This is a genomic window from Arthrobacter sp. NPDC093125, assembly GCF_044754225.1.
In the GTDB taxonomy this organism is placed as follows: domain Bacteria; phylum Actinomycetota; class Actinomycetes; order Actinomycetales; family Micrococcaceae; genus Arthrobacter.
Genome location: NZ_JBIVOQ010000001.1, coordinates 140,944 through 167,670, shown reverse-complemented (window position 1 = coordinate 167,670; position 26,727 = coordinate 140,944). Strand labels below are relative to the sequence as shown.

The following is a 26,727-nucleotide window of genomic DNA, read 5'->3' as shown; positions in this document are numbered from 1 at the left end:
CCTGCGGCATTGGGACTGAGGATATCGGGGCCGAGGGCAGCCAGCGGTTAAGGGCAATGCCAGAGCAATGCCCGACGGCGGGAAGCCGGCTCAGCCGACCAGCGCATCCAGCCAGTTGCGCAGGAAAGCCGCTCCGGCGTCGTCGTGAATCACTGTCTCCTCCAGACCGAGGTCCGTGGCAGTGAGAATCGGGTAGGGCTTCACCGGCACGCCGTCGGCCGGCCGGACATCAACGTGCTTGACCAGGTGGTCGTTGTGGTGCAGCCAGTCGGCCATCGCATAGTCGGTGCGGGAATCGCCGACCGTGCGCCAGGCCTGGGGTGTGACGCCCTGCGCCGCGAGCAGCTCCACTGCCCTGCTGGCACCGAGGTCCTTGCCGAGTCGGACCGACTCGATGTCGGTGGAAATTATGGTGGGGTCCACCCGGTAGTCGATCTCGTCATCCGAATTGGGCGCGTGGTGGTCCAGGCGGACCACGCCGAGGCCGTGCCGCTGCATGAGCTCCATGGCTTCCGCGTCGAACAACGCCTGCTCGGCGAGGTACTCGCTGTTGGACACCTCGATGTGCTGCTCCACGGACACCATGGCCCGTTTGGTTTCATCGAAGAACATGTGCGAGGAGTAGTCCTCAGCCACCATGCGCCGAATGTCATCGCCGTAGGCGGCCGGAACAGCCAGCTCGCGGTCCACGTGGACGGGTCCGGCGCCGGCCGCGGTGTAGCTGAACCAGACAGCGCCCTTTTCGCAGATTGCGTGGATCAGCGTGCCGGAAGGCATGCCTGCCGCGATCATGGGATCCATGACCTGCTCGCGGATAAAGGCGTCCGAGCGGCCGGTGTTGAAGATGACGGGGATCCCGGCGGTTGCCAGCGCCACGAGGTCAGCGATGATGGCCGGCTTCACATCGCGTGTGAGGGGGCTGGCCACCGGCCCGTCGACGTCCAGGAGCAGTGCGAGGGCAGGAGCCGACGGCGTGTGGACGCCAAAGGTCGCGGAGGGAGCATTCGCGGGAGGTGCAGTCATGCCTCCATTCTGACAGCCAACGGCTGTCCCCTCGCCCTGCCCCGCCCCTGTGCCGCTGATATGACCCATGGTTACTGTTTGGCTACAACCTTTCGCCCGGGCCTTTTCCACATTCCCTAGAACACGCAAGGTGCTTACGCTGGCAAGGTGATATTCAAAGCTGTGGGCGAGGGACGCCCTTACCCCGACCATGGTTACAGCACGCCGAAGGACTGGGCGGCCCTGCCGCCGCGGCCCGTGCGGCTGGATGAGCTGGTAACAACGAAACGGACCCTCGATCTCGAGGCGCTGCTGGCCGAAGACTCCACGTTCTTTGGCGACCTGTTCCCGCACGTGGTGCAGTACCAGGGGACGCTCTACCTTGAGGACGGCCTGCACCGGGCTGTCCGGACGGCACTTCACCAGCGGACCGCGATCCATGCCAGGGTGTTGGTGCTCGATGGCTAGGAAACCCAAGGATGTCACGGAGCTGCACGGGCACCGGGTCATCACCGGTCCGGAGCTCCGGGCTACGTTCGTGGACGATGAGACGGCGGACAACTCCGGCAAGCTGCGGCGCAAGATCCTGCACGGCGTGGTGCTCTTCGTGCTCCTCGGCCTTATTGTCGCCGGCATTATGGGCGCGCTGGCGGTCATAAACGGACAGATCAAATTTCCCGGGAGCGAGGACAGCCAGGCTGACTCGTCAGCGTGCCCCGCCACTACATTCGACTACGCGTCACCGGCCAAAGTGAAGGTCAATGTCTTCAACGCGACACCCCGTGCCGGCCTAGCGAGGTCGGCAGCCAACGAGTTCAAGGCACGGAAGTTCGAGGTGGGCCAGGTGGGCAACATCGAAACGGGCTACCGGGGAGTGGCCGCCATCGTGTCAGGGGCCGCCGGGCAGGCTGCTGCCTTTACTGTTCAGCGGAACCTGCCTGGCTCCGACTATTTCCAGGACGGACGCCAGGATGCCACCGTGGACGTAATCCTGACGGGCGACTACCGCGGCCTGGCCAAACCCGAACTGGTGGATCAGACCCCAGGTACGTTGAGTTGCCCCCGCGAGAGCCGCCGCGTCGCCGATGAAGAGCAGTTGCCGGTGGTTCCCAGCCAGGGAGCCAAGGGCTGACTCCTATCCCAGAGGTGCCGGGCCTTCAAGCCGGACGGGCCGGCCGCCGTCGTCGAACCTTGCTCCGGCACCCAGCTGGATGAACCGCACCGTCCTGGATATGCGGTCCTCGAGGTCGTCCGCCTCCTCGCTTCCGCGTGCCGCGCTGGACGACAGCGTTCCGTGGATCAGCTGGGCCTGCTGCCGGACCTCCGCCACCGGAAAGTACCCCTGCTCCATCCCTTCGCGCAGGATGTCCTGAAGGAGGTCGCTGAGACCGCCGACGTGGTCGGCGAGCTTCGCGAAGGATGCCGGCGAAAGGACGGCGCCCATGGCCGGTCCGGGCGGCAGATGCCGGCGGCTGAGGTCCTCCACCTGGGCGCGCACGTACAGTGCCAGACGGTCTACCGGGTTATCGAGCCTGTTCAGTGACTCCTTGAGCTCCGCGAGGAACCGCTCCGTTTCGACCAGGGCGTAGGAGATCAGCAGCTCTTCAATGTCCGCGTAGTAGTTGTATACGGCGGTCCGGCCGATGCCGGCGTGCCGGGCGACGTCCGTCATGGTCAGCCCCGGCAACCCGTGCGTGAAGAGAAGCTCGCCGAAAGCGTTCAGGATGCGGCGCTGGGTCTCGGCGCGCTGCGCAGCGTTGCTGGGGGCCGAAATCCGTGGCATACGCACACTTTACAACGATCTGTCACCAAACTTAGGAAGTGCTGGCTCGAGTCAGACGGCGCAGCCGTCCGGGCCGCAGGCCTCCCCGTTGGCTGCCTTGGCGCTGTCCGTGCCGGCGTTGACCATGACCAGAGGGTGGGCGTCCTCCCAGGCCTGGTTGAGCGCCATGCTGAACGTCGCGGACGGCTGGGCGCCGGACAGGCCGAACTTCCTGTCGATCACGAAGAAGGGGACCCCGCTGATGCCCAGGGCGCGCGCTTCGGCAATGTCCTGCCGCACGTCGTCGGCGTACTTGTCCGTGCTGAACAGTTCAGCGACTGCTGCAGCGTCGATGCCCAGGCCCGCGCCCAGCGATGTGAGGTACTCCCGGCTGCCGATGTCCTTGCCGTGCTCGAAGTGGTCACTGAGGAGCCGCTCCTTGGCGGCGTCCTGCTTCCCGTGTGCGGCGGCCAGGTGGATGAGCCGGTGTGCGGTGAAGCTGTTGGCCACCACGACGGCGTCGAACCGGTAGCCGAGCCCCTCCTCCTTGGCCTGGGCTGCCACATGCTCAAACATCTGTGAGACTTGCTCGGGAGCCAGGCCCTTGCGGCTGCTGAGGTAATCGAGTTCTGTGCCGTCGTAATGTTCGGGCAGGGAAGGGTCCAGCTGGTAGCTGCGCCACTTCACCTCCACGGCATCGCGGTGCGGGAACTCGGCCAGTGCTGCCTCAAACCGGCGCTTACCGATGTAGCACCAGGGGCACGCGACGTCGGACCAGATCTCAATCTTCATGCTTGCCACAACCTCCGCCGGTGCGGCCGCATTCCTGTCCGGGGCGTTGTGTGGGCCACAAGCAGCGTCGCCGCGGACAGTATTGCCCGCGGCCACTGCGAACCTTATCGTTTGACCTAGGTTATGCAGTCAGCCTCTGATGCCGTTCGTCCGAACGTCTTCGTGGCGCCCGCCACGAGAGGGCCGCCGCAGGCCTTCCGTCCCTTGGCCGGAAGTCTCCTGCTCTGTATCCCGGGAGGCCAGGGATGCGCATAGGACTCATAGCAGGACCGTGGATCACGGTTCCGCCGGCCGCTTACGGCGGCACCGAGAGGGTAGTGGACAGCCTCGCCCGGGGCTTTGCCGCCGCCGGGCACGACGTCATCCTGGCCGCCCCCTCCGACAGTGAGTGCCCCGTGCCCTTCGCTCCCGACATGAGGAACTCGGAGCCGGCCGAGCTGGGATTCACGCTCTCCGAACTGAGCCACGTGATACGCGCCTACCGGGGGATGGGCGGGGTGGACATCATCCACGATCACACTCTTGCGGGTCCCCTTTACAGGAACCGCCCGGCCTCAGTGCCAGTGGTGACAACCATTCACTGCCAGCTGGCGCCCTCAGCAGCTGACATATACCGCGCTGCGGCAGAAACTACCAGCATCATCGCAATTTCCAGGGACCAGGTCAGCCGCGTACCGGACTTGCCGGTCGCACGCGTCATCCACCACGGAATGGATCTGTCGGCGGTCCCCCGGGGCACCGGCCGAGGCGGCTACGCCTGTTTCGTCGGACGGATGTGCCCGGATAAGGGGCCTGCCGAGGCCATCGCCATCGCCCGTAAAGCAGGAATCCCGCTGAAGATTGCAGCGAAAATCCGTGAAGCGGAGGAGATGAGCTATTTCAAGGAGACGGTACAGCCGATGCTGGGGAGCAACGAGGAATTCATCGGAGAGATCGGCAATGCGGACAAGTACGCGCTGATGGGCGAGGCGAGCGTCTTCCTGAACCCGATACAGTGGGCCGAGCCTTTCGGACTGGTCATGATCGAGGCGCTGGCCACGGGAACGCCCGTACTCGGCACGCCGGTTGGCGCAGCGCCGGAAATTGTGGCGGAAGGCGTTACCGGATACCTGGGCCCCCTGGACGAACTTGCGGCGCTGCTGCCCCGGGCGGCAGCGCTGAACCGGGACGCCTGCCGCGCCTCCGTGGAAGAGAAGTTCAGCTCGGAACGCATGGTTGCCGACCATTTAAGCCTGTACAGGCAGATCCTGGAAAAGCGGGTGCCCGGCGGGGTTCCCGATCGGGGCGCGGTGCATAAGAATCGAATAACGCCGCCGGGTACCTGAGGCCGGCGCCCCGCCTGCGCGAAGGGAAGACACCAGCCCATGAATGCCTGGAATGCCGACACCGAAGCGGGCCCCGCCGACGCCGGTGCTGTCACCGTCGTTGAAGGGTCCTCGTTCTGCATCTCGTCCCAGAGCGGCGACATCATTCCGGGAGGTTCGCAAGGGGTGTTCTATCAGGACACCCGCGTCGTTTCGGAGTGGGTCCTGAAGATCAACGGCGCCCTCCGGGAACCGCTGGGGGCCCGCACTCCCACCTCCTTCCAGGCCATGTTCGTGGGACGGGCACGGTGGGAGGACGGGAGGTTCGACAGCCCGCTGGTTGTCCGGCACCAGCGGCATGTGGGGCCCGGGCTGCGGGATGACGTCACCATCCGCAACTACTCGGCCGCGCCTGCAGTCTGTGAGATCGAGCTGAAGGTGGACGCTGACCTGGCGGACCTCTTCGACGTCAAGGGCGGCAGGGTGGCTGCCGGCGCCGTCGTCCGGCGGACTGTCCGGGGCCCTGAGCTGCACATTGAAGCAGAACGCGGCGGCGAGACGCGGGGGACGGTCATCCGCGCAGCGGGCGGGCAGGCAGGGGAGGAAGGTCTGTCCTTCCGGGTGGTGATTCCGCCGAGGGAAGAGTGGTCAACCACCATCATCGTGGTTCCGCTGATCAACGGCGAGGGGCCGGATGAACCATTCACGGAGGCCGCGGCTGCGCATCACCGCACCGGCGTCAAGCGCCACCTGGCCTGGGAGGAACACGTACCGCGGGTGACCGTCACGGACCGGAACGTCCAGAACGTCCTGAACCGCAGCCAGAGTGATCTTGGTTCCCTGCGCATTTTCGACGACGAACACGCCAACAGGGTCGCCGTTGCCGCCGGAGCGCCCTGGTTCATGGCCCTCTTCGGCCGCGACTCGCTGCTGTCCTCCTACATGTCGCTGCTGGTCGACCCCAACCTGGCTGCCGGAACCCTGCAGACCCTCGCCGGAATGCAGGGAACGAAGGTGGACCCGGACTCCGAGGAAGAACCGGGCCGGATCCCCCACGAAGTGAGGCTGGGCGTCACTGCCGGCATGGCTCTGGGCGGCACTGCCTACTACGGCACCGCTGACGCGACCCCCCTGTTTGTAGCGACGCTCGGTGAACTCAGCCGCTGGGGACTGGGCGACGACATCATCGAACCGCTGCTGCCCCATGCAGACCGTGCCATGGAATGGATCGAGCATTTCGGGGACCGCGACGGCGACGGCTTTGTGGAGTACATGCGGCCCAATCCCCACGGCCTGCTGAACCAGGGATGGAAGGACTCGTGGGACGGCATCAACTTCGCCGACGGCCGGATGGCGGAGCCGCCCATAGCCCTGTGCGAGGTACAGGGCTACGTGTACGCGGCCTACGTGGGGCGGTCGCTGCTGGCCCGCTGGTCCGGCGACAGTGAACTGGAGCGCCACTGGGCCGAACGGGCTGCTGTCTTGAAGAGGCTGTTCAACGAGCGGTTCTGGTTGCCGGACAAGGGGTACTTCGCGATCGCCCTGGACAAGGACAAACAGCCCGTGGACTCCTGCGCATCAAACATGGGGCACTGTCTCTGGGTCGGAATCGTCGATGAAGACAAGGCACCGACGGTGGCCAAACACCTCATGTCCCCTGAAATGTTCACCGGCTGGGGCATCAGGACGCTGGCGTCGGACATGGGAGCCTACAACCCTGTCAGCTACCACAATGGCTCGGTCTGGCCGCACGACACAGCACTGGTCGCCACCGGGTTGATGCGTTACGGCTTCGTGGACGAGGCCAGCCAGATCGCCAGCGGACTCTTCGATGCAGCCGCGTACTTCGGCGGACAGCTGCCGGAGCTGTTCTGCGGATTTGACCGTGCCGACTTCCCCGAGCCGGTACCGTACCCGACCGCCTGCTCGCCGCAGGCGTGGGCCGCGGCTGCTCCGATCCAGCTGGCGCGGATTATCCTGCGCTTCGATCCCGACTTCACGCGCGGGGTGCTGCACCTGGCCCCCATCCTGCCGGACGGCATCGGCGACTTCCGGGCGGACAATGTGCTCCTGGGACGTTCGCGGATTACGATCCGTGCCAGCGGCGGCGGGGGGACGGTGGAGGGCCTGCCGCCTGGGCTGCAGCTCAGGCACGAGCCCCGTCCGCCCCTGGACAGCGACCTCCCCGGTCACGTCCCCGGGTAGCTAGCCCAGCCCGCGTTCCATCACGAAGTCATGTTCCACTCTGCTGCCAAGCTGAAAGGACTTGGTTCCCACCTTCCGGAAGCCTGACTTCTCGTAAAACCGGATTGCCTTGGCGTTCTCGCTGTTCACGCCGAGCCACATCCCGGCGGCCCCGGTGGCCGCAGCTTCCCGGATGCTGGCCTGCATGAGTTCGGTTGCCGCTCCCAGCCCGTGGTGGTCGGGGTGGACATAGCATTTGCTGAGCTCCACCGACGGCAGCGCCGTAAGCACGGAGGCAACGTGCTGGTCCTGCGCCGGGCGGTGTACCAGCAGGCTGTAGCCGCGAAGGCTGGCGCCGGCATCAATGACCAGCACTGTCACGTCCGGATCCGCCACGAACGACCGGAAGTGGCGCTCGCTGAGGGTGTTGGCGAGATGGGCAGCGATGTCCTCGGGAGAGGCCCCGGGCGGGCAGGCCAGCGGAAAGGTGACCTCGGCCAGGGCAGTGAGCCGCCCGGCGTCTTCCGCTGTTGCCTTACGGATGGAGTGCGCCATGGATCGCTTCCCTTACTACTGCTTGAAGGCGGCGTCGAAGCTGGTTTGGGAGGCGGGGAAGTCGAACTTCTTCAGCGCGGCGAGGGCTTCGGGGGCGCCGTGGAGGCGGTCCATGCCGGCGTCTTCCCATTCAATGGAGATAGGGCCGGTGTAGCCGATCGCGGTGAGGGCCCGGAAGGAGGATTCCCAGGGGACGTCGCCGCGTCCGGCAGAGACGAAGTCCCAGCCGCGGCGGGGGTCGCCCCAGGGTAGGTGGGAGCCCATGACGGTGTTCCGGCCGGTAGGCCGCAGCTTCGTGTCCTTGCAGTCCACGTGGTAAATCCGGTCCTTGAAGTCCCAGATGAAGGAGACCGGGTCGATGCCCTGCCACATGAAGTGCGAGGGGTCCCAGTTCAGGCCGAACGCCTCACGGTGGCCGATCGCTTCCAGGGTCCGGACGGTGGTCCAGTAGTCGTAGGCGATCTCGGACGGGTGGACTTCATGGGCGAAGCGGACGCCGCACTCGTCGAAGACGTCCAGGATGGGGTTCCAGCGGTCAGCGAAGTCCTGGTAGCCGGCGTCGATGACCTTTTCCGGGACGGGCGGGAACATGGCCACGTACTGCCAGATGGAGGAGCCGGTGAATCCGACGACGGTGTCCACGCCGAGGGCCTTGGCGAGGCGGGCGGTGTGTTTCATTTCCTCGGCCGCGCGGGTGCGGACGCCTTCGGGGTCGCCGTCGCCCCAGACTTTGGATCCGACGATCGCCTCGTGGCGGAAGTCGATGGGGTCATCGCAGACGGCCTGGCCCTTGAGGTGGTTGGAGATCGCCCAGACCTTCAGGTTGTATTTCTCCAGGATGGCGAGTTTGGACTCGACGTAGCCGGGTTCGTCCCAGCGCCAGGCGTCCAGGTGGTCCCCGGAGACGGCGATTTCCAGGCCGTCGTAGCCCCAGCCGGAGGCGAGCCTGGCGACTTCCTCGAAGGGCAGGTCCGCCCACTGGCCGGTGAACAGGGTATACGGGCGGGGCATGGTCAGGCTCCTTCGGTGGGGGCGGCAGCTGCGGTGTCTGCGGGCCCGCTCAGCTGGATCGTGGAGGATTTGGCGTTGGCAGACTCCTCGACGGCGTCCAGAATGCGCTGGACTGCCAGACCCTCCTCGAACGACGGCGACGGCGCCGCGCCGTGGCTCAGCGCGTGGAGGAAGTCCCGGATCTGGTGGGTGAAGGTGTGTTCCCAGCCAATGATGTGTCCCTGCGGCCACCACGCGTCGAGGTAGGGGTGTTCGGGTTCGTTCACCAGGATGCGCCGGAAGCCCTGTTCGCGCACCGGGACGGTGGCGTCGAGGAAGCCGAGTTCGTTCAGGTTTTCGAGATCAAAGAGAAGCGTGCCTTTGTCGCCGTACAGTTCCAGCGTCAGCGAGTTCTTCTTGCCAGTGGCCACCCGTGAGACCTCGACGGAGGCGATGGCCCCGGAGGCGAGGGACAGCGTGGCCCAAGCGGCGTCGTCGACCGTGACATCCTCTTGGCCCTCCGGACCTGGCCGGCGGTCCACGAAGGTGTGCAGGCGTCCCGAAACCTCGGTGACAGCCTCGCCCAGGAGGAACAGAATCTGGTCGATGACGTGGGACGCGATGTCCCCGAGGGCCCCGGAACCGGCCGTTTCCTTGCGCAGCCGCCAGGTCATAGGCGCTGTTTGGTCGGCGAGCCAGTCCTGCAGATAAGCGGCCCGGACGTGGCGGACGGCGCCGAGCCTGCCCTCGGCGATGAGTTCCTTGGCCAAAGCCAGAGCCGGGACGCGACGGTAGTTGAAGCCGATCATGGACTCCACGCCCCTGGTCCGGGCGGCCTGGGCGGCCTGGACCATGGCTTCGGCTTCGGCCAGGGTGTTGGCGAGGGGTTTTTCCACGAGGACGTGCTTTCCCGCTTCCAGGGCCGCGATGGCGATTTCGGCGTGCATCCATCCAGGGGCACAGATGTCCACGATGTCGATATCGTCCCTGGAGATCACGGAGCGCCAGTCCGTGGCGGACTCGGCCCACCCGTATCTGGCCGCGGCCGCGGCGACTTCGTCCGCGTTCCGGCCCACAAGCACTTTCTGCTCCAGCGCCGGGACGTCGAAGAAGGACGATACGTTCCGCCAGGCATTTGAGTGGGCCTTGCCCATGAACGCGTAGCCGATCATGGCCACGCCCAGCGGGGAAGACGGCTGCAGGCGGGTTCCGGGGCGCGTTTGCCCGGTTTCTTGGGAAGTCATGGGGCTGTTCCTAGAGGGTGGCGGCTGTGGGGTTCCAGTCCTCGGGGAGGGCTGGGGAATCCGGTGCGGAGCTTTCGACGGTGACGAAGGTTCCGGATTCGACGGACTCGGAGATGGCGACCATGGTGTCCAGGACGTGGTACGCGAGGTTGCCGGTGGCCCGGTGCGGTACCCCGGCGCGGAGGGATCGGGCCATGTCCAGCACTCCCATGCCGCGGCCGTTTGCCGGCCCGGTGGCCGGAACCGTGGTCCATTCCTCGTCCCCGTCGCGCCAGAGCCTGACCTCGCCGTCGAAGTAGTTGGGGTCCGGGAGGGAGATGGTGGCTTCGGTGCCCGCGATTTCGACGAAGCCCATCCGCTGGCGGGGGGACTCGAAGGAGAACACGCTGTGCGAGGACTGCCCGCCTTCGAACTGTGCCATCGCGCTGACGTGGGTGGGCACTTCGACGGTGAATTCCTCGCCAAGCCTGGGCCCGGAGCCGATCACGCGGACGTCTTTGGACTTGGAGCCCATGGCGGCCACTTTCCTGACGGAACCGAACGTCTGCACCAGGGCGGTGAGGTAGTACGGGCCCATGTCGAACAGCGGTCCCGCGCCGTACTGGAACAGGAACGCCGGGTTGGGGTGCCAGGACTCGGGCCCCGGTGTCTGGAACGTGGTCATGGCCGTGAGCGGGGTGCCGATGTCGCCGCGTTCGATCAGCCTCCGCGCGGTCTGCAGGCCGGCGCCGAGGAAGGTGTCAGGGGCGCAGCCGAGGCGGATTCCGGCGGCGTCGGCCGTCTTGAGCAGGCCCAGTCCGGATTCCCGGTCCAGGGAGAAGGGCTTTTCCGTCCAGACGTGCTTGCCGGCGTTGACGGCGGCCGTGGCCACCTCCACGTGCGCGGCCGGGATGGTCAAATTGACGATGATTTCGACGTCGGGATGGTGCAGGGCCTTGTCCACCCCGCCCCACTCGGGGACGCCGTACTCCTTCGCCCGCGCCTCTGCGGCGTCCTCGAAGAGGTCCGCGATGACGTGGACCTTCAGGTCGGGGAAGACCGTGAGGTTGTCCAGGTACTGCTTGCTGATGTTGCCGGCGCCGATGACGGCGACGCCGACCGGGCCGCGGCCGCTTGCCGGAGTCTGCACAGCGCTCATGAACGGACCTGCCCGGTTGCTGCCTTCTGCAGGAAGGCCAGGCTCTGCGCGATGCCGTCGAAGATGTCGCCGGAGTAGTCATCGAACTCGACCACCCCGACTTCCAGGGATTTAGCGGCGGCGATGACGTCCAGCACAGGCACTTTGCCTTTGCCCGCCGGCAGCTGCGCCTTGGTGTCCGTAGTCAGCGGCCCGTCCTTTATGTGGATGAGCCGGACCCTGTCGCCCAGCCGGGTGAGGACCTGAACCGGATCCTGGCCGCCGACGGCAACCCAGTAGGTGTCCACCTCCAGGACCACCTCGGGGTCCAGCAGTCCGGCGAAGTATTCCAGGGCCGTCTGCCCGTCGATGACGGACTCCAGCTCCCAGGCGTGGTTGTGGTAGCCGACGCGGAGGCCGTAAACGGAGGCCTTCCGGGCGGCGGCGTTCAGCTTCCCCGCCGTGGCCTGGATGTCCTCGGCGGACTGCCAGTGCTCAGCCGGGATGTAGGGTTCGATGACGGTTTCCATCCCCAGGTCCCGCGCAGCAGCAAAGATCCGGTCCTGGTCCTGGCTGAGCAGGGGAGCGTGGCCGGACGGAGCCGTGAGCCGGTTGGCCTGCAGTGCTTCGCCCAGTTCCCTGGCCGTTGCCACGAAGTTGTAGGGCTCCACCTGGGCGAAGCCGATTTCGGCCACTCTTTGGATAGTGCCGGCAAGGTCCTTCTCAAGGGCATTGCGGAGGGTGTAGAGCTGAAGTGAGTACGTCATGGTTCTCCTAACCTCGGTGCTGACCGTCCGGGCATCCACCATTGGCGCCTGTGCGGAGTAGGCCCTTTTATGAAGCTACGGTGACTTTTGCCGCAAGTCAATCAAAAGTTTTGACAGTTATGGACAAAAGCCCGTGGTTGTGTGCTATTCCTTTAACCATGCAGACATCCCCCGCTTATGAGCGGCCCTCAGGGGAGGCCGGTCTATTGGCCCGTGCCGGGGATCTTTTTCAGCTGCTCCGTGATGGCAAGGCGCGGACCCGTTCTGAACTCATTGCCGTCACGGGCCTTGCACGCACCACCCTGGCGGCCAGGATCGACGCCCTCACGGCGCTGGGATACATCGGTCCTGCCGGTGAGGCAGCATCTTCCGGGGGCCGGCCGCCGTCGAGGTTTATCTTCAATGCCCGCAGGAAGGTTGTACTCGCGGCCGACGTTGGCGCTTCGCATGCCTCGGTCGCCGTAACCGACCTCGACGGAGTCATTCTGGCCCGCCATTCAGGCGCGCTGGACATCTCGAACGGCCCGGAAGATGTCCTGACGTGGGTGGTGCAAAACTGCAGATCGCTGCTGGCGGGCATTGGCCGGCCGGAAGGCGAGGTAGCAGGGGTGGGGCTAGGCCTGCCCGGCCCGGTGGAGCACCACACAGGGCGCCCGGTGAAGCCGCCCATCATGCCCGGATGGGACGGATTCGACGTGGCGGGCTACATCCGCGCTGAGTTCGGAAGCGAAGTCCTCGTGGATAACGACGTCAACATCATGGCTGTTGGTGAGAGGCACGCCTTTTGGCAGGACCACCAGAATCTGCTCTTTGTTAAGGCCGCCACGGGCATCGGAGCGGGCATCATCAGCAGCGGCCAGCTGCAGCGGGGAGCAGACGGCGCCTCCGGCGACCTGGGCCATATCCGCGTCCCCAGCGGCGAGGATGTCCTCTGCCGCTGCGGCAACCACGGCTGCCTCGAAGCATTGGCGTCCGGGCCGGCGCTGGCGGCAAAGCTCAGAACCCACGGCATCGATGCGGCTTCCGGTACTGCAGTCGTGGATCTGGCAGCAACGGGAGATGTCCAGGCCACCCTCGCGCTGCGGCAGGCGGGAAGGGACATGGGAGAGGTGCTGGCCATGTGCGTCAACCTCCTCAACCCGTCGGTCATTGTGGTCGGCGGCAGTCTCTCCCGGGCCGGCGACCAGCTCCTGGCAGGCATCCGGGAGACCGTCTACCGCCGGTCGCAGCCCCTTGCAACATCCAAGCTGCGAATTGAACAGTCCAAGGCTCCCATCGATGCTGCCATCTGGGGAGCGAGCCGGATGGTTATTGAACACGTACTTTCGCCCGAGGCCGTCGAGTCGGCCATCCGGGATGCCGCCCTTCAAAATGCCTAGCGTTTCAAGTCAACAGAAACAGAGGAATCCTTTCGTGAGTGATCATCAGCCATCAACCCGCCCTGGTTCTCCGCCCCTCAGGGTCGGCGTCATCGGCATCGGCTGGGCAGGCCAGCAGCACATCAAGGCATACAAGGACATGGCCGGTGTGGAGCTTGTGGCCGTGGCCGCCATGGAGGCAGACCTCCTGGCGGCCATCAAGGACGAGTACAGCGTCCCCCACACCTTTGCCCGCTGGGAGGACCTGATTGAGCTTGAAGGGCTCGACGCCGTCAGTGTCGCGGTCCCGACGTTCCTGCACGCGCCGATTGCCGTCGCGGCACTCGAGCGAGGTCTCCACGTCCTGAGCGAAAAGCCCCTCGCCCGCAACGGCGAAGAGGGCCGGCAGATGGTTGAGGCTGCCCGGAAGGCCGGCCGCGTCCTGGACGTCGCCTTCAACCACCGCCGCCGCGGCGACATCCAGAAGCTGAAGGGCATCATGGACGACGGCGAGCTGGGCCGCCCGTACTACGCCAAGGCCTCCTGGCTGCGGCGCCAGGGCATCCCCATGCTGGGCAGCTGGTTCACCAACCCCGTCCTGGCGGGCGGCGGCCCCCTGGCTGACATCGGCGTGCACGTGCTGGATTACGCCCTGCACCTGCTGGGGGAACCGAAGGTTCTCTCGGTCTCGGCGTCGACCCATTCGGAGCTCGGTCCGCGCGGCCTGGGCGGCAACGCCAGGTACACCGCTATGAAGTCGGCCCACAAGTTTGAAGTGGAGGACTTCGCCTCGGCATTCATCCGCCTTGAAGGCGGGGGCACCCTCATCCTTGAGGCCGGCTGGGCAGCGTACCGGGAAGAGGCAGACCTGATGGACTTCACCGTTTACGGCACCGACGGCGGTGCGGACCTGCGCGCCGTCGGCGCTTCCGATGCCCCCGTCGCGGACCTCCGCATCTTCAAGGAGAAGGACGGCGAGAACGCTGACTACACCGTGGTGGCAGAGCCCGGCCGGGCACACCAGGCGGTGGTGGAAGACTTCATCGAAGCCGTCCGGGGCGGCGAGTCCGTGTGGGGCGCCCACGACGGTTCGCTCGCGCTGACGCGTGCCCTGGTGCTCGACGCCTGCTACAAATCCGCCCTCGAACAGCGCGAAGTGAGGCTCTGACAATGGCTGACAAACTTAGCATCCTGGTATGGAACGAAGGTGTCCACGAGGCCAACAACCAGCCCGAAACCATGGCCGAGATGTACCCCAAGGGCATGCACGGTGCGATTGCGGACGGGCTGAAGGGCTTCTACCCGGACGCCAGCATCACCACGGCCACCCTGGCCGATCCGGAGCACGGACTCTCCGAGGAGACCCTCGCATCCACCGACGTGCTCCTCTGGTGGGGCCACGTGGCACACGCCGACGTCAGCGACGAGGTGGTGGACTGCGTGCAGCGCCACGTCCTGGGCGGCATGGGGCTGGTGGTCCTGCACTCCGGGCACTTCGCCAAGATCTTCACCCGGCTCCTGGGCACCACCTGCTCCCTCAAGTGGCGCAACGAGGGTGAACGTGAGCTGGTCTGGACCGTCAAGCCGTCGCACCCGATCGCGGCCGGCGTGGAGAGCCCCATCGTGATCCCCCAGCAGGAGATGTACGGCGAACTCTTCGACATTCCGGAGCCCGACGACCTGATCTTCATCAGCTCCTTTGAAGGCGGCGAAGTCTTCCGCTCAGGCGTGACCTTCTCCCGCGGAAAGGGCCGGATCTTCTATTTCAGCCCGGGCGACCAGGAGTACCCCGTCTACCACCACCCCCAGATCCAGCAGGTGATCGCGAACGGCGTCGGGTGGGTTGCCCAGCCCGGCCAGTTCCGTGACGCGCCCGGCGTGGCCAACGCCCAGCGCGACTGGTTCCTGTAGCAGGCGTTGTCTGCCGATGGCACAAGGCTGAACGGGAGCGCCGCGCTGCGCTCCCGTTCAGCCTTTTCCGTTGAACCACCCCCGGCGTGATAGCAATGAACTGATGAAACCCCCTGCCGTGCTGCCGCCTGCCAACCCCGCCCTCGCATGAGGGACCGTGTCGGCTCCAGAATTCCCGGCAGCTGGGTTCTCCTCGCCTGCATTGGACTCATAGCCCTTAACATGCGCGGCCCCTTCGTGGCGGTTGCCCCGGTGGTGGGCCCGATGCAGCTGGACCTCGGCTTCACGCCCGTGGAGCTCGGCCTGCTGACCGGCATTCCTGTGCTGTGCTTTTCGTTGGCAGCACCGCTCGCGTCGCTGGCGGCGCGCCGGCTGGGGGCCGAGGTGGCCATCACCCTGACGCTCCTTGGCGTCCTGGTGGGCGTGGTGGTGCGTTCTGCCGGCGGCCCCGCCCTGGTCATGCTGGGCACAGTCATCCTCGGTGTGGCCATCACCATCGGCAACATTGCGGTGCCGCTGATCATCAGGCGGGACTTTTCCGCCCGCCGCCAGGGGTCCGCACTGGGTATCTACACTGCCGCCCTGAACATCGGTTCCACCATCACCTCCGTTGCCGCGGCACCGCTGGCTGAACTCGCCGGCTGGCAGCCTGCGCTGGCGGCCACTGCGCTGTTCGCTGTTGCCGCCAGCGCCTTGTGGCTTCCGGCCGCCGGCCGCGGAGCATTCGTCCCCGCCCCCGATGACGGTTCCGGCGGCCGGCGTACCTCCGGCGGCCCGGTCTCCCCGTGGGTCACTGTCGGGCTGACGGCGGGGTTCGCGGGGCAGGCCATCTCCTATTACGGGGTGACCGCGTGGTTGCCCACGCTGCTGGCAGATGAACTCGGCATGGCGCCCGCCGCCGCCGGCGCCGGTTCCTCACTCTTCCAGATCCTCGCAATCGCCGGGGCGCTCGGGGTGCCGCTGGCGGCGCGGTTCATGAGTACGACGGCGGTCGCCCTCACCTTGGGCGCCATGTGGCTGACGGTTCCCCTTGGCCTGCTGCTGGCACCCGAGCTGTGGTGGCTCTGGTCCTCTCTCGGCGGCGTGGCCCAGGGCGGCGGCATCACACTGATCTTCACGGCCATCATCAAGATCGCCCGCGACCAGGCCTCGGCCGGACGGATGTCGGCAGTGGTGCAGGGCGTGGGCTACTGCTTCGCGGCGGCCGCCCCGACGTTCGTGGGCTACGTCAACAGCGTCACCGGCGGCTGGACCATGCCCCTGCTGGTGATCCTCGGCGCCGTGCTGGCCTTCGTTCTGGGAACCGCCCTCTCGGTGCGAACGGTGCCCAAGCAGCGCTGACCCGCCCCCCGCCGTCGTACGCTCCGCCCTTTTCCGCCCCTACTAAGCGCGAACGGACACTTGAGGCCCACGTGAAGTGAGTTGTAAGGGATCAGGCTGTTCCCACGGCTGACCCATCTCGGTAGGGTGATCACGGGCGGTGTCGATGAAGGATCGCCCGGTTTGACGATCAGTGCCGGTCATGGCGCTGATCCTAGCCATTAGATTCTCGGGAGGAAGCATGACTAGTCCAGAGCAGGATCCGAGCCAGCAGGAAGGCCCGGCGGATGGTGGCGCGGCCGGCATCCCGGGCGCCCATGACGGCGGTGCCGACGGGGGAGCTGACAGCGGCGCCGACGGTGGTGCTGACAGCGGTGCTGACGGGGGAGCTGACAGCGGTGCCGACAGCGGTGCCGGCGGAGGAGCTGACAGCGGTGCCGACGGGGGAGCTGACAGCGGTGCCGACGGCGGCGCGGACGGGGGAGCTGACAGCGGTGCCGGCGGGGGCATCTGAGTTTGAGCACCACCCGGACTGACCTTCAGGACCCCGGCGCCGTGGAAGGCGCCGGGGTCCTGGAAACACGTCTCATTGACATCGGCCGTGAAAGATTCGCCGGCGATATCTGGGGGCGCACGGCGCTGCTCACGCGGTGCGCCAGCGACTTCTCCGACCTGTTCTCTGCTGCCGCCGTCGACGAACTGATCTCGCGCCGTGGGCTGCGCACACCCTTCCTCCGCGTCGCCAAGGGCGGCACGACATTTCCCGACTCGTCGTTCACCTCCCCCGCCGGCGTCGGCGCCACCATTTCCGACCAGCTCGACGACACCGCTCTTTGGCGCAAATTCGCCGACGGCGCCACGCTCGTCCTGCAGGCTCTGCACCGAACATGGGAGCCAGTCTCTGAGTTCAGCACTAAGCTGAGCACCGAGCTCGGACATCCGGTGCAGACAAATGCCTACATCACCCCGCCTCAGAACCGTGGTTTCGACGATCACTACGACGTCCACGACGTCTTCGTTTTGCAGATCGCGGGGACCAAGCGCTGGATTATCCACGAGCCGGTCCACCCCGACCCGTTGCGTAATCAACCCTGGACCGATCGCCGCTCCACTGTCGCCGAGGCCGCGAAAGGCGAGGCCTACATCGATACCGTCCTCGAGCCCGGGGATGCCCTTTACTTGCCGCGGGGCTGGCTGCATGCCGCCCAGGCGCAGGGCGAGGTTTCCATCCATCTCACGCTCGGCGTCCACAGCTGGACCCGCTACGCGTTGGCCGAGCAGCTCGCGCAGGCCGCGCTTGCACTGCTGTGCGACGATCCCGAGATGCGCCGTACGCTGCCACTGGGCGTCGATGGGCCAGGCGCGGAGATCGACACCGTCCGTGAGCGCCTTGCCGCTGCAGTCGCTGAGGCTGATTCCACTCCTCTGTTCCACCGCACCCGCCGAGGTCAGGGACGCCCCGCACCGCTGGGACCGTTGGCCCAGCTTGCAGCCGTCGACGGCCTCAGCCCCAAGTCTGAGGTCCGGCTTCGTGGCGCACTGGACGCATTGCTGGACGGCCCACGCCTGACCACGCGGGTGGGCTGGTTCGACTTTCTAGAGGCTGATCTGCAGTCTGTGTCGCGCCTGCTCGACGGGGAGGTGCACACCGCGGATGATCTCGGTATCGAACTCGTCGAAAGACTGTTGCGTGCAGGGGTCCTCGTTCCCGTTGGATAGTGACTTCGCCATACCGGCTGCCACGGAACGCTTCTTCTGCTCTGAAGGTGCCCGACTGCGTGATGACCCGATTGCAGGCACGGCGTCGCACGGCGTTGTCTGGGTTCTCATCGAGTATCCGGGCGGATGGCCGGCCAACGGCTTCGAGGGCCTTGACCTGCAGCCTGAGACCAAAAAACTCGTGCTCTCCGCCGCGCAGGCTTCGCGGGCGCGGGTCGTGCTGGTGAGGCGGCCCGGCCGCCGCCGCCGTCAGGCTCACAAGCACTGGGCCGTACTGCGCCATGAGGACTCCGGCGCCTATCGTCAGCAATGGGGAACGTGGAGGCATGACGAGGATCTGGCGGAGATTGCCACGGCCCTCGGCTTCCCCGGAAAGCTCGGCCATCCGCCTGTCATCCTGGTCTGCGCGCACAGCCAACACGACCAATGCTGCGCCGTGCGCGGACGGCCCGTGGGCCGTGCATTGAGTGAACGCTGGCCGGAGCTGGTCTGGGAATGCTCGCACGTGGGCGGTGACAGGTTCGCAGCCAACGTCGTTGTCGCGCCGGACGGGGTCTACTACGGCCGTCTGGATGCCGAGTCGTCGGTCGCTACGATCGACGAGCACCTTGCCGGCCGTATCCACGGGGACTATCTGCGTGGATACACCGATCTCTTTCCGGCGCAGCAGGCCGCTGTCGCAGCGACGCTCAGACGTTTCGGCCCTGCCGGCAGGAATGATTATGTGGTTGCTGCAACCTTTCGCGACGGCGATCACTGGCGGATCCGCATCACCGGCCGTCCGCCCCACCCCGCGCTTGTCGACGTCGAACTGCAGGCCCACCGCGCCCCGCCGTGCCAGCTGACCTGTCGTGGACCGGCGATGAGCTCGGCCCTGGTCTACGAACTTACTTCGATCCGCGCAGTCTGAAGGTTGAATACCGGCGGCAGCATGGAAGCGCGAACGGACACTTAAGCCCCTCTCACAAGGGCCTCAAGTGTCCGTTCGCGCTAGAGGGGGTGGGTTCCGCTGCCGGGCTGCCTCCCCGGATTTCGGGGGTGCTGTTGCGGAGGCGTGGCAGCCCGGCGGGCGGAAGTCTGAGCCGCTTCTCAGGCGGCGACGAGCTCGTCCTCGATGGCCTCGGCCGTGGCGTCGATGCCCGCACGGGCCTCATGCAGGTACCTGGCGTATGCCGGAACCGTCAGGAAGCTCGGGAACTTCTCGCTGAGCGTGACTTCCTCGAAAATGTCACGGGCATCTTCGAACCGGTCGCCGTCGAAGCGTTCGAGCAGGGCGAACTCCTCGTCCAGCATCTCCTCCACCCATTCCCGGCTGATGATTTCCCCGTGGTCGGTGATGGCGCGGGAGTAGATCCACTGCCAGAGCTGGGAGCGGGAGATTTCGGCGGTGGCGGCGTCTTCCATGAGGTTGTGGATGGCCACTGCGCCGTTGCCGCGCAGCCAGGATTCGATGTAGCGGATGCCTACTTCGATGTTGTTCCGGATGCCCTGTTCGGTGATGGTGCCGTGGAGTGAGGCGATGTTGATCAGGGCGCGGTCGTCCGGGGTGACGTCCTCGCGGAGCTTATCGAGCTGGTTGGGCTTGGTCCCGAGGATGCCGTCGAAGACTTCGCGTGCGACGGGCACCAGGTCGGGGTGGGCCACCCAGGAGCCGTCGAAACCGTCGTTGGCTTCGCGGGTTTTGTCCGCGCGGACTTTTTCGAAGGCGTTGGCGTTCGCTTCGGGGTCCTTGCGGTTGGGTACTGCGGCGGCCATCCCGCCGATGGCCATGGCGCCGCGCTTGTGGCAGGCCCGGACCAGTTGTTCGGTGTAGGCGCGCATGAAGGGTGCGGTCATGGCGACCTGGGCGCGGTCCGGGAGGACGAAGCGGGGACCGCGGGTGCGGAAGTTCTTGATCAGGGAGAAGATGTAGTCCCAGCGGCCGGCGTTCAGGCCCGATGCGTGGTCCCGCAGTTCGTACAGGATTTCTTCCATCTCGAAGGCCGCGGTGATGGTTTCGATCAGCACCGTGGCCCGGATGGTGCCCTGCGGGATGCCGAGCAGGTCCTGGGCCAGGATGAAGATGTCGTTCCACAGGCGGGCTTCGAGGTGGTTCTCGATCTTCGGCAGGTAGAAGTACGGGCCCTTGCCCTGGGCCAGCAGGCGGCGGGCATTGTGGAAGAAGTACAGGCCGAAGTCCACGATGCCGCCGGCGATCGGTTCGCCGTTGACGAGCATGTGCTTCTCGGGCAGGTGCCAGCCGCGGGGCCGGACCACGATGGTGGGCAGCTCCTCGGCGGGGCGTAGCTTGTACTCCTTGCCCTCCGGAGACGTGAAGTCGATCCGGCGCTCCAGCGCGTCCGTCAGGTTCAGCTGGCCCTGGATGACGTTGCGCCACGACGGCGTGGAGGCGTCCTCCATGTCCGCCAGCCACACCTTCGCGCCGGAGTTCAGCGCGTTGATGGTCATCTTCTTGTCCACCGGCCCGGTGATTTCCACACGGCGGTCCTCCAGGCCAGGGGCCGGGGGAGCGACGCGCCAGTTCGGATCGTTGCGCACGGACTCCGTCTCGCGGAGGAAGCGGGGATCCTGGCCGCGGGCGATCAGGTCCCGGCGTGCCCGGCGGGCCCGCAGCAGTTCCTCCCGCCGCCCGGCAGTCGCCTTGTGCAGCTGCGCCACGAAGGCCAGCGCATCCGGCGTGAGCACCTCGCCCTGCCGGCAAATCGGCTGCGCGGTCAACATGATCCCGTTGATAGTGAAGTTATCGGTGAAGCTGTTCATTTCATTTGCTCCTTAAAGCAAGAAGGGAAGTTCGACGGCGGGTGGCTGGCTGTTTGGGAAGCGAGTGGTGACTTGGACACAAGGCCGTAGGAGCCGGTGCCGCGGCAGCCTGCGTAAAAGGGGCCCTGTGCCCGGGTCCGTCCTCGCTCAGCGAGGTCGGACCCGGGCATGGGGAATAGCAGGCAGAGCGGTACCGGTCCGAAGGCCGGAGCCGATCCGGGGGCCGGCGGTTTCGACAAGCTCAACCAGCGGCCGCCGTCGGGAAGTTAGTGGAACTGGCCTTCTTCGGTGGATCCCACCAGGGCCAGGGTGGATGCGTTCGGGTTGAGCGCAGTTGCAATGTCGTCGAAGTAGCCGGTGCCGACTTCGCGCTGGTGCTTGGTGGCGGTGTAGCCGCGGGACTCGGAGGCGAATTCTTTTTCCTGGAGTTCGACGTAGGCGCTCATGCCTTCGCGGGCGTAGCCGTGGGCGAGGTCGAACATGGAGTAGTTCAGGGCGTGGAAGCCGGCCAGGGTGATGAACTGGAAGGTGAAGCCCATGGCGCCGAGTTCACGCTGGAACTTGGCGATGGTGGCGTCGTCGAGGTGCTTCTTCCAGTTGAACGACGGGGAGCAGTTGTAGGAGAGCATCTGGTCCGGGAACTCGGCCTTGACGGCTTCGGCGAACTTGCGGGCGAGCTCCAGGTCCGGGGTGCCGGTTTCCATCCAGATGAGGTCGGAGTACGGGGCGTAGGCCTTGGCGCGGGCGATGCAGGGTTCGATGCCGTTGCGGACCTTGTAGAAGCCCTCCGCCGTCCGCTCACCGGTGATGAATTCCTGGTCCCGCTCGTCCACGTCCGAGGTGATCAGGGTGGCGGCCTCGGCGTCGGTGCGGGCGATGACCACGGACGGGGTGCCGGCGACGTCAGCGGCCAGGCGGGCGGCGTTCAGGGTCCTGATGTGCTGCTGGGTGGGGATCAGCACCTTGCCGCCGAGGTGGCCGCACTTCTTCTCAGAGGCGAGCTGGTCCTCCCAGTGAACGCCGGCGGCGCCGGCCTGGATCATGGACTTCATCAGCTCGTAGGCGTTCAGCGGGCCGCCGAAGCCGGCCTCGGCGTCGGCGACGATCGGGACCAGCCAGTCCTCCACGGTCTGGACGCCTTCGGAGAACTCGATCTGGTCGGCCCGGAGCAGGGCGTTGTTGATGCGTCGCACAACGGTGGGCACGGAGTTGGCCGGGTAGAGCGACTGATCCGGGTAGGTGTGCCCGGAGTTGTTCGCGTCGGCGGCCACCTGCCAGCCGGAGAGGTAGATGGCCCGCAGGCCGGCCTTGACCTGCTGCACAGCCTGGTTGCCGGTCAGGGCACCCAAGGCGTTGGTGTACTTGCCTTCCTTGTGTTCCTCGGTGAGCTGCTTCCACAGCTTCTCGGAGCCCCGCTTCGCCAGCGTGTGCTCTTCGGAGACACGGCCGCGGAGGCGGACGACGTCGGACGCTGAGTAGTCCCGAGTGACACCTTCCCAACGCGGGTTGGCAGCCCACTCGAGCTCCAGTGCGGCGGCCTGCTGGTCGGGCGTCTGCTGGTTGGGCTCAAATGCTGCAGTCATCTTTGTCTCCTTGTTAGCTCCCGGGCCATTCCGGGGTTCTGGTTCCGGGCCGACCGTCCCTGCGCCGTTGCAGGTCCAGCCGGTTTTCGGAGGGGTTTTCCTTCGTGACACCTACTTTTCTGCACTTCCAGACCGCTTTCTAGAGGAAAAGGCTGGAAAGAATTGCGTTTCTTCACGTATTCTTCAGAAATGTCGCCTTCAAGCTGGAACAGGGAAGTTTTGCAGCCGCCGTCGTCCGCGCCGACGGCGGAACTGGACGTGATTGCGCTGGGCCGCCGTGTGCGGCACCTGCGCAAGCAGGCAGGCCTGACGCTGGATGACCTGAGTGCCGCCGTCGGGACCGCGCCGAGCCAGCTGAGCCTGATTGAGAACGGCAAGCGGGAACCAAAACTCGGGCTGCTGCAGCACCTGGCCGGGGCGCTCGGCGTCGGCATTGACCAGCTGCTGGGGGCTGAGCCGCCGAGCCGCCGGGCGGGGCTGGAAATTGAGCTCGAACGCTACCAGCGCGGACCGCTTTACGAGTCCCTGAACCTGCCCAAAATCCGCATCAGCTCCCGGTTGCCGATGGATGTGCTGGAGGCCCAGGTGGGGCTGCTGCAGGAGCTCGAGCGCAAGATGAACGAGCAGGTGGCAACGCCGGAGGAGGCCCGCCGCGCGAATGGTGAACTGCGGGCCATGATGCGCGAACGCGGGAACTATTTTCCGGAGTACGAGGCTGAGGCGCAGAAGGTGCTGAAGGAGGTGGGATACACGTCCGGGCCGCTGAGCCAGCATGTCATCGCCGACATCGCGGAGCACCTGGGATTCACCCTCCACCACGTGGGCGACCTGCCGCATTCCACCCGTTCCGTGACCGATTTGAAGAACCGCAAAATTTATCTCACGCAGAGCGAGCGGCAGGACCACGACCCCCGCTCCGTGCTCCTGCAGGCTCTGGGACACTACGTCCTCGGCCATGAGACGCCCCGCAACTACGGCGATTTCCTGGCCCAAAGGGTGGCGACCAACTATTTCGCGGCGGCACTCCTGCTGCCGGAGCAGGCCACCGTGGAATTTCTGCAGAAAGCCAAGGCCGCGAAGGAAATTGCGGTCGAGGACATCCGCGACGCCTTCGCCGTTTCCTATGAGACCGCCGCCCACCGCTTCACCAACCTGGCCACCAAGCATCTGGGCATCACCACCCATTTCCAGAAGACACACCAGAGCGGGATCATCTACAAGGCCTACGAGAACGACGGCGTGAACTTCCCGCAGGACCACACCGGTGCGATCGAGGGGCAGCCGTCCTGCAAGGCCTGGACCTCCCGTGCCGTGTTCGATGTGCCGGACAAGTTCAGCGCCTACAGCCAGTACACGGACACGCCGTCGGGCACGTACTGGTGTACTGCCCGCACGGAACGGTCGGCCAGCGGGCATTTCTCGCTGAGCATCGGGGTGCCGTACCAGCACGTGAAGTGGTTCCGCGGACGGGAAACCACGGCCCGCGCAACGTCCAACTGCCCCGACCCCACCTGCTGCAAGCGGCCGCCTGCCGCGCTGATATCTGAGTGGGCAGGCAACGCCTGGCCGTCCGCCCGGGCCCATTCCCACCTGCTCGCGGCCATGCCCCCGGGTGCTTTCCCCGGCGTGGACGAGACCGAGGTGTACACGTTCCTGCAGGCCCACTCGGGAAGCTGACCGACGCTCTCTCTGGTGCTGCGGGTTTTTCCCCAAGGCTCCCGCAGTTTCACTGCCTTGTTTGTGACGGTCCCGCACTCTTGCGGCCGGAGGGACGGCTAGTTGCGGTTCGGTGCGCGCCTGGGGTGGAGGTAGGAATTTCGCGTTGAACAGCCCGTCATAGAGGATGCGGCGCAAAGCCTGGTAGCTTTCCCGGCTACCGGCCCAACGGCCCGTATCCATCAGAAAGTTCACGAATTCAATTAGGGTGCCACAGAAAAGGGCCGCAAATTCGGTATTGCGCTCAATAAGTCGCGCCACAAGCTCGGCGATATCTTTCGGCTCTATCGCGGTGACCTTGGCGTCGCCGTCCAGTTCAGCGCAAATGGCAAAGAATGCAGTCAGCTGCTTCAAGACGACTGACACGTCTGAAACTATCCCGTGTTCCCAGTGCCAGCGCACGAATGCGGGGATTAGGGAATCCAGCTTCTGGTCGCCTCGAAGTGACGCAAGGGAAGACACTTGCTTTGCGCCGTGTGCGCGGTTCCCGGAATGGCACACGCTGAAGGAATTTCGTCGTGCTGGCCGTCGGCGGGATTTGTTGGCCACGATCGTTCCTCACTGTGGTTGTTGGGGAGGCTGAATATCTGTCCAACAACGCTATGAGTGGGGAATGGCGGGCTTCAACGGCGACCATTCGTATGTGGAAAACGGGCCGGTGGACGGTGCGTTTGCCCGCGCGTGACAGGTGAGTGGGAATAGGTGCCCAAAGCGCACGGCGAAGCCCTCCCGCTGTACTCAAGTTCCCGCCGTCGTACGCATTCGACGGCGGTACGTACGGGCGGCCGTTACCGCCCCCGGCGTTCAGCCAGGAGAAAAGCCGCCGTCCTTTCGATGAGCCCGTAGGGGAGCGGCTTGCCGAGGGGGAACTTGAGCGTGCCCTTGGCGGCCCGGAAGGGTGCGATCTCTGCCTGGAAGGTGTCGTCGCCGGACGGCACAGGGTAGACAGAAATGTGGTGCGCCCATCCCGCGAAGTACACCACGTACTTGCCGCCGAGGGTGACGGTGGGGATGCCGTAACTGATCATCTCGCCGGAACCGGGCACGGCCGCGTGGCACCTGCGCCGGACTTCCTGAAGGATGTCCTGCACGTCGCCGGGAAACTGAGCGATGTATTCGTCGACGCTGTTGAAATGCTGGGCCATGCCGCGCTCCTCCAGGATCCAACGGGTTGCGTCGAGGATACGCCCGTGCCGGAATGAGAGAGCGTTGCCGAAAATGTTGCGGAAACTGAGGGAGGGTCGGAACCGAGACCAAACCGACGGCAAACCGTGACCGGTCAGGCATCGATACTGTCGCACCCCGGTGCTTGACTGTGGGCAGGCAGTATTCCGGTGACCGTCCGAGGACGTCGATGAAAAGGATCCGAGTGGCAAAATTCGTGGCGGCAGCCGCCGTGGCGGCGCTGGCCGCATGCTCAGCGCCGCAACCGGGGCTCCTGAAGGCCGACGGCGTGGAACGCGAGTCTGCGGACCGGGCTGCCTATTCCGCCGAGCTGATGATGCTCCGGGACTCCGCGCTGAAGCTGGGGGAGGCACTGCTTGCCGACGGCGGCGACGGCGCCAGCGGCAATGTGGTTTCCTCGCCGGGCGGCCTGCTGATTGCCCTGGCCATGCTCCGCGCGGGGGCCGCGGGCGAGACGGCCGCCGAGATGGACGCGGTCCTCGAACTTCCGCGGCTCAAGCGCGACGAAGCGATGAACGCGCTGCTCGCTTCCCTGCAGAAGTTCGACGGTGATCCCGCCTCGGTGGATGAAGGGAACCCGCCGCGGAAGCCGGTAATGCACCCGGCGAACGGCCTCTTTGTGGACCGGGGGGTGGAGACCGGTGCCACCTACCTGGACACGCTGGCGCGGCACTACGGCACGGGTGTGTATCCGGTGGACTTCAGCGATGAGGCCGTGACCAAGCCTGTGATCGACGCCTGGGTGGAGAAGAACACCGGTGGGCGGATCACGAAAGCGCCGGCAGAATATGACCGCCGGAACACCTTCAGTCTCCTGAACACCCTGTATTTCGCGGCCGCGTGGAAGTCTCCGTTTGATCCCGGCAGCACGTTCGACATGCCGTTCACCACGGCAGCCGGTGAACAAATCGATTCCTCTGCCATGCACAACCTCCTGCAGCTGAAATACGCCGAGGGTCCGGGATGGCGGGGCATTGACCTTCCTTATGCCGAGGGCTTCGTCATGAGGCTGGTCCTCCCGGACGTTGGAGCCGGCAAGGGCACGGTGCTGAGCGCAAAAGAGTTGGGAAACATCGCCGTCGTCATGGACTCGGCACAGCGGCAAACCGTCCAGATCCAACTGCCGAAGTGGGACCACAGGTGCAGCTTCGACCTCCGGCAGGTTCTCGGAGCCATGGGATTGACCAATACCCTCAACACCACGGTCGGCTTCAATGCCATCCAGCAGGACTTCGCCATCACGCAGGCTGCGCAGGCAGCCAACATCACCGTCGCGGAGAAAGGCACCGTCGCTGCCGCCGTGACGCAATTCAACGGCATGGTCACCAGCGCGCCGCCGCAGCCGGACCGGACCATCGAATTCGACAGGCCATTTCACTATCAGATCGTCCACATAGAGACGGGGCTGCCGCTGTTCATGGGCACGGTCGCGGATCCTCGGTGAGATCGAAGTCTGCC

The 26,727-nt window shown here is 65.9% G+C and carries 24 protein-coding genes; 13 read left to right on the top strand and 11 right to left on the bottom strand.

What is annotated here, in order from left to right:
* Positions 1–90: 90 nt before the first annotated feature.
* Positions 91–1,023, bottom strand: a complete 933-nt coding sequence (locus ACIP9X_RS00725; RefSeq protein ID WP_400477803.1) for a hypothetical protein — start codon at positions 1,021–1,023, stop codon at positions 91–93.
* 147 nt (positions 1,024–1,170) lie between these two features.
* On the opposite strand from ACIP9X_RS00725, the gene ACIP9X_RS00720 reads away from it, so the two are divergent.
* Positions 1,171–1,470 carry a type II toxin-antitoxin system VapB family antitoxin gene (locus ACIP9X_RS00720; protein WP_400477802.1) on the top strand — a complete coding sequence of 100 codons (300 nt, stop codon included), beginning with the start codon at positions 1,171–1,173 and terminating at the stop codon, positions 1,468–1,470.
* The gene (locus ACIP9X_RS00715) at positions 1,463–2,134 is read left to right on the top strand and encodes a LytR C-terminal domain-containing protein (RefSeq protein ID WP_400477801.1); all 672 of its coding nucleotides are present in this window, start codon (positions 1,463–1,465) and stop codon (positions 2,132–2,134) included. Before ACIP9X_RS00720 ends, ACIP9X_RS00715 begins: the two co-directional genes overlap by 8 nt.
* Positions 2,135–2,137: 3 nt before the next feature.
* On the opposite strand, the gene ACIP9X_RS00710 is transcribed toward ACIP9X_RS00715, so the two are convergent.
* Complete coding sequence (locus ACIP9X_RS00710) at positions 2,138–2,785, bottom strand: TetR/AcrR family transcriptional regulator (protein WP_400477800.1); 648 nt, start codon at positions 2,783–2,785, stop codon at positions 2,138–2,140.
* Positions 2,786–2,836: 51 nt separating this feature from the next.
* Complete coding sequence (locus ACIP9X_RS00705; protein WP_400477799.1) at positions 2,837–3,556, bottom strand: DsbA family oxidoreductase; 720 nt, start codon at positions 3,554–3,556, stop codon at positions 2,837–2,839.
* Between the two features lie 245 nt (positions 3,557–3,801).
* Between ACIP9X_RS00705 and ACIP9X_RS00700 the strand changes: the two genes are divergently transcribed.
* Together ACIP9X_RS00700 and ACIP9X_RS00695 are read left to right on the top strand one after the other, a co-directional pair.
* Entirely contained in the window at positions 3,802–4,881 is a 1,080-nt protein-coding gene (locus ACIP9X_RS00700; RefSeq protein WP_400477798.1) for a glycosyltransferase family 4 protein, read from the top strand.
* Between the two features lie 39 nt (positions 4,882–4,920).
* On the top strand, positions 4,921–7,065 hold the full coding sequence (locus tag ACIP9X_RS00695; protein WP_400477797.1) for a glycogen debranching N-terminal domain-containing protein: 2,145 nt from the start codon (positions 4,921–4,923) through the stop codon (positions 7,063–7,065).
* Here ACIP9X_RS00695 and ACIP9X_RS00690 read toward each other — a convergent pair whose 3' ends face one another.
* From ACIP9X_RS00690 to ACIP9X_RS00670, 5 genes are read right to left on the bottom strand one after another with little or no spacing between them, the layout of a single operon-like run.
* The gene (locus tag ACIP9X_RS00690; protein WP_400477796.1) at positions 7,066–7,599 is read right to left on the bottom strand and encodes a GNAT family N-acetyltransferase; all 534 of its coding nucleotides are present in this window, start codon (positions 7,597–7,599) and stop codon (positions 7,066–7,068) included.
* Positions 7,600–7,614: 15 nt separating this feature from the next.
* Positions 7,615–8,610: a sugar phosphate isomerase/epimerase family protein gene (locus ACIP9X_RS00685; protein WP_400477795.1), complete on the bottom strand. Its 996-nt coding sequence runs from the start codon at positions 8,608–8,610 to the stop codon at positions 7,615–7,617.
* Positions 8,611–8,612: 2 nt separating this feature from the next.
* Positions 8,613–9,833 carry a Gfo/Idh/MocA family protein gene (locus ACIP9X_RS00680; RefSeq protein ID WP_400477794.1) on the bottom strand — a complete coding sequence of 407 codons (1,221 nt, stop codon included), beginning with the start codon at positions 9,831–9,833 and terminating at the stop codon, positions 8,613–8,615.
* A gap of 10 nt (positions 9,834–9,843) precedes the next feature.
* Positions 9,844–10,971, bottom strand: coding sequence for a Gfo/Idh/MocA family protein (locus tag ACIP9X_RS00675; RefSeq protein WP_400477793.1), 1,128 nt, complete (start codon positions 10,969–10,971; stop codon positions 9,844–9,846).
* Positions 10,968–11,717: a sugar phosphate isomerase/epimerase family protein gene (locus tag ACIP9X_RS00670; RefSeq protein ID WP_400477792.1), complete on the bottom strand. Its 750-nt coding sequence runs from the start codon at positions 11,715–11,717 to the stop codon at positions 10,968–10,970. Before ACIP9X_RS00670 ends, ACIP9X_RS00675 begins: the two co-directional genes overlap by 4 nt.
* A gap of 158 nt (positions 11,718–11,875) precedes the next feature.
* Between ACIP9X_RS00670 and ACIP9X_RS00665 the strand changes: the two genes are divergently transcribed.
* The 7 genes from ACIP9X_RS00665 (at position 11,876) to ACIP9X_RS00635 (ending at position 18,935) form a co-directional block, all read left to right on the top strand.
* Positions 11,876–13,096 (top strand): ROK family protein, encoded by a 1,221-nt coding sequence (locus tag ACIP9X_RS00665; protein ID WP_400477791.1) that lies wholly within the window; start codon positions 11,876–11,878, stop codon positions 13,094–13,096.
* Positions 13,097–13,130: 34 nt separating this feature from the next.
* Positions 13,131–14,243: a Gfo/Idh/MocA family protein gene (locus ACIP9X_RS00660; RefSeq protein ID WP_400477790.1), complete on the top strand. Its 1,113-nt coding sequence runs from the start codon at positions 13,131–13,133 to the stop codon at positions 14,241–14,243.
* 2 nt (positions 14,244–14,245) lie between these two features.
* A complete protein-coding gene (locus ACIP9X_RS00655; protein ID WP_400477789.1) occupies positions 14,246–14,986 on the top strand; it encodes a ThuA domain-containing protein in 741 nt (246 codons plus the stop codon).
* Positions 14,987–15,133: 147 nt separating this feature from the next.
* Positions 15,134–16,327, top strand: coding sequence for a CynX/NimT family MFS transporter (locus ACIP9X_RS00650; RefSeq protein WP_400477788.1), 1,194 nt, complete (start codon positions 15,134–15,136; stop codon positions 16,325–16,327).
* Between the two features lie 220 nt (positions 16,328–16,547).
* Positions 16,548–16,820 (top strand): BatC protein, encoded by a 273-nt coding sequence (locus tag ACIP9X_RS00645; RefSeq protein ID WP_400477787.1) that lies wholly within the window; start codon positions 16,548–16,550, stop codon positions 16,818–16,820.
* 41 nt (positions 16,821–16,861) lie between these two features.
* On the top strand, positions 16,862–18,025 hold the full coding sequence (locus tag ACIP9X_RS00640) for a cupin domain-containing protein (protein ID WP_400478513.1): 1,164 nt from the start codon (positions 16,862–16,864) through the stop codon (positions 18,023–18,025).
* Between the two features lie 70 nt (positions 18,026–18,095).
* Complete coding sequence (locus ACIP9X_RS00635; protein WP_400478512.1) at positions 18,096–18,935, top strand: sucrase ferredoxin; 840 nt, start codon at positions 18,096–18,098, stop codon at positions 18,933–18,935.
* 179 nt (positions 18,936–19,114) lie between these two features.
* Here the strand turns inward: ACIP9X_RS00635 and aceB are convergent, their stop codons facing one another.
* Positions 19,115–20,785 (bottom strand): malate synthase A, encoded by a 1,671-nt coding sequence (gene aceB, locus ACIP9X_RS00630; protein ID WP_400477786.1) that lies wholly within the window; start codon positions 20,783–20,785, stop codon positions 19,115–19,117.
* 266 nt (positions 20,786–21,051) lie between these two features.
* Positions 21,052–22,368 (bottom strand): isocitrate lyase, encoded by a 1,317-nt coding sequence (gene aceA, locus ACIP9X_RS00625; protein WP_400477785.1) that lies wholly within the window; start codon positions 22,366–22,368, stop codon positions 21,052–21,054.
* A gap of 162 nt (positions 22,369–22,530) precedes the next feature.
* Between aceA and ACIP9X_RS00620 the strand changes: the two genes are divergently transcribed.
* Positions 22,531–24,045, top strand: coding sequence for a helix-turn-helix domain-containing protein (locus ACIP9X_RS00620; protein ID WP_400477784.1), 1,515 nt, complete (start codon positions 22,531–22,533; stop codon positions 24,043–24,045).
* A gap of 827 nt (positions 24,046–24,872) precedes the next feature.
* On the opposite strand, the gene ACIP9X_RS00615 is transcribed toward ACIP9X_RS00620, so the two are convergent.
* Positions 24,873–25,229 carry an iron chaperone gene (locus tag ACIP9X_RS00615; protein ID WP_400477783.1) on the bottom strand — a complete coding sequence of 119 codons (357 nt, stop codon included), beginning with the start codon at positions 25,227–25,229 and terminating at the stop codon, positions 24,873–24,875.
* Positions 25,230–25,438: 209 nt separating this feature from the next.
* Here ACIP9X_RS00615 and ACIP9X_RS00610 point away from each other — a divergent pair, with 209 nt between their 5' ends.
* Entirely contained in the window at positions 25,439–26,713 is a 1,275-nt protein-coding gene (locus ACIP9X_RS00610; RefSeq protein WP_400477782.1) for a serpin family protein, read from the top strand.
* Positions 26,714–26,727 lie beyond the last annotated feature (14 nt).

Excerpts from the sequence above, each read along its gene's own strand:
- ACIP9X_RS00725 (WP_400477803.1), bottom strand. The coding sequence starts at position 1,023 with ATGACTGCACCTCCCGCGAATGCTCCCTCCGCGACCTTTGGCGTCCAC.
- ACIP9X_RS00715 (WP_400477801.1), top strand. The coding sequence starts at position 1,463 with ATGGCTAGGAAACCCAAGGATGTCACGGAGCTGCACGGGCACCGGGTC.
- ACIP9X_RS00710 (WP_400477800.1), bottom strand. The coding sequence starts at position 2,785 with ATGCCACGGATTTCGGCCCCCAGCAACGCTGCGCAGCGCGCCGAGACC.
- ACIP9X_RS00705 (WP_400477799.1), bottom strand. The coding sequence starts at position 3,556 with ATGAAGATTGAGATCTGGTCCGACGTCGCGTGCCCCTGGTGCTACATC.
- ACIP9X_RS00700 (WP_400477798.1), top strand. The coding sequence starts at position 3,802 with ATGCGCATAGGACTCATAGCAGGACCGTGGATCACGGTTCCGCCGGCC.
- ACIP9X_RS00695 (WP_400477797.1), top strand. The coding sequence starts at position 4,921 with ATGAATGCCTGGAATGCCGACACCGAAGCGGGCCCCGCCGACGCCGGT.
- ACIP9X_RS00690 (WP_400477796.1), bottom strand. The coding sequence starts at position 7,599 with ATGGCGCACTCCATCCGTAAGGCAACAGCGGAAGACGCCGGGCGGCTC.
- ACIP9X_RS00685 (WP_400477795.1), bottom strand. The coding sequence starts at position 8,610 with ATGCCCCGCCCGTATACCCTGTTCACCGGCCAGTGGGCGGACCTGCCC.
- ACIP9X_RS00680 (WP_400477794.1), bottom strand. The coding sequence starts at position 9,833 with ATGACTTCCCAAGAAACCGGGCAAACGCGCCCCGGAACCCGCCTGCAG.
- ACIP9X_RS00675 (WP_400477793.1), bottom strand. The coding sequence starts at position 10,971 with ATGAGCGCTGTGCAGACTCCGGCAAGCGGCCGCGGCCCGGTCGGCGTC.
- ACIP9X_RS00670 (WP_400477792.1), bottom strand. The coding sequence starts at position 11,717 with ATGACGTACTCACTTCAGCTCTACACCCTCCGCAATGCCCTTGAGAAG.
- ACIP9X_RS00665 (WP_400477791.1), top strand. The coding sequence starts at position 11,876 with ATGCAGACATCCCCCGCTTATGAGCGGCCCTCAGGGGAGGCCGGTCTA.
- ACIP9X_RS00655 (WP_400477789.1), top strand. The coding sequence starts at position 14,246 with ATGGCTGACAAACTTAGCATCCTGGTATGGAACGAAGGTGTCCACGAG.
- ACIP9X_RS00650 (WP_400477788.1), top strand. The coding sequence starts at position 15,134 with ATGAGGGACCGTGTCGGCTCCAGAATTCCCGGCAGCTGGGTTCTCCTC.
- ACIP9X_RS00645 (WP_400477787.1), top strand. The coding sequence starts at position 16,548 with ATGACTAGTCCAGAGCAGGATCCGAGCCAGCAGGAAGGCCCGGCGGAT.
- aceB (WP_400477786.1), bottom strand. The coding sequence starts at position 20,785 with ATGAACAGCTTCACCGATAACTTCACTATCAACGGGATCATGTTGACC.
- aceA (WP_400477785.1), bottom strand. The coding sequence starts at position 22,368 with ATGACTGCAGCATTTGAGCCCAACCAGCAGACGCCCGACCAGCAGGCC.
- ACIP9X_RS00615 (WP_400477783.1), bottom strand. The coding sequence starts at position 25,229 with ATGGCCCAGCATTTCAACAGCGTCGACGAATACATCGCTCAGTTTCCC.
- ACIP9X_RS00610 (WP_400477782.1), top strand. The coding sequence starts at position 25,439 with ATGAAAAGGATCCGAGTGGCAAAATTCGTGGCGGCAGCCGCCGTGGCG.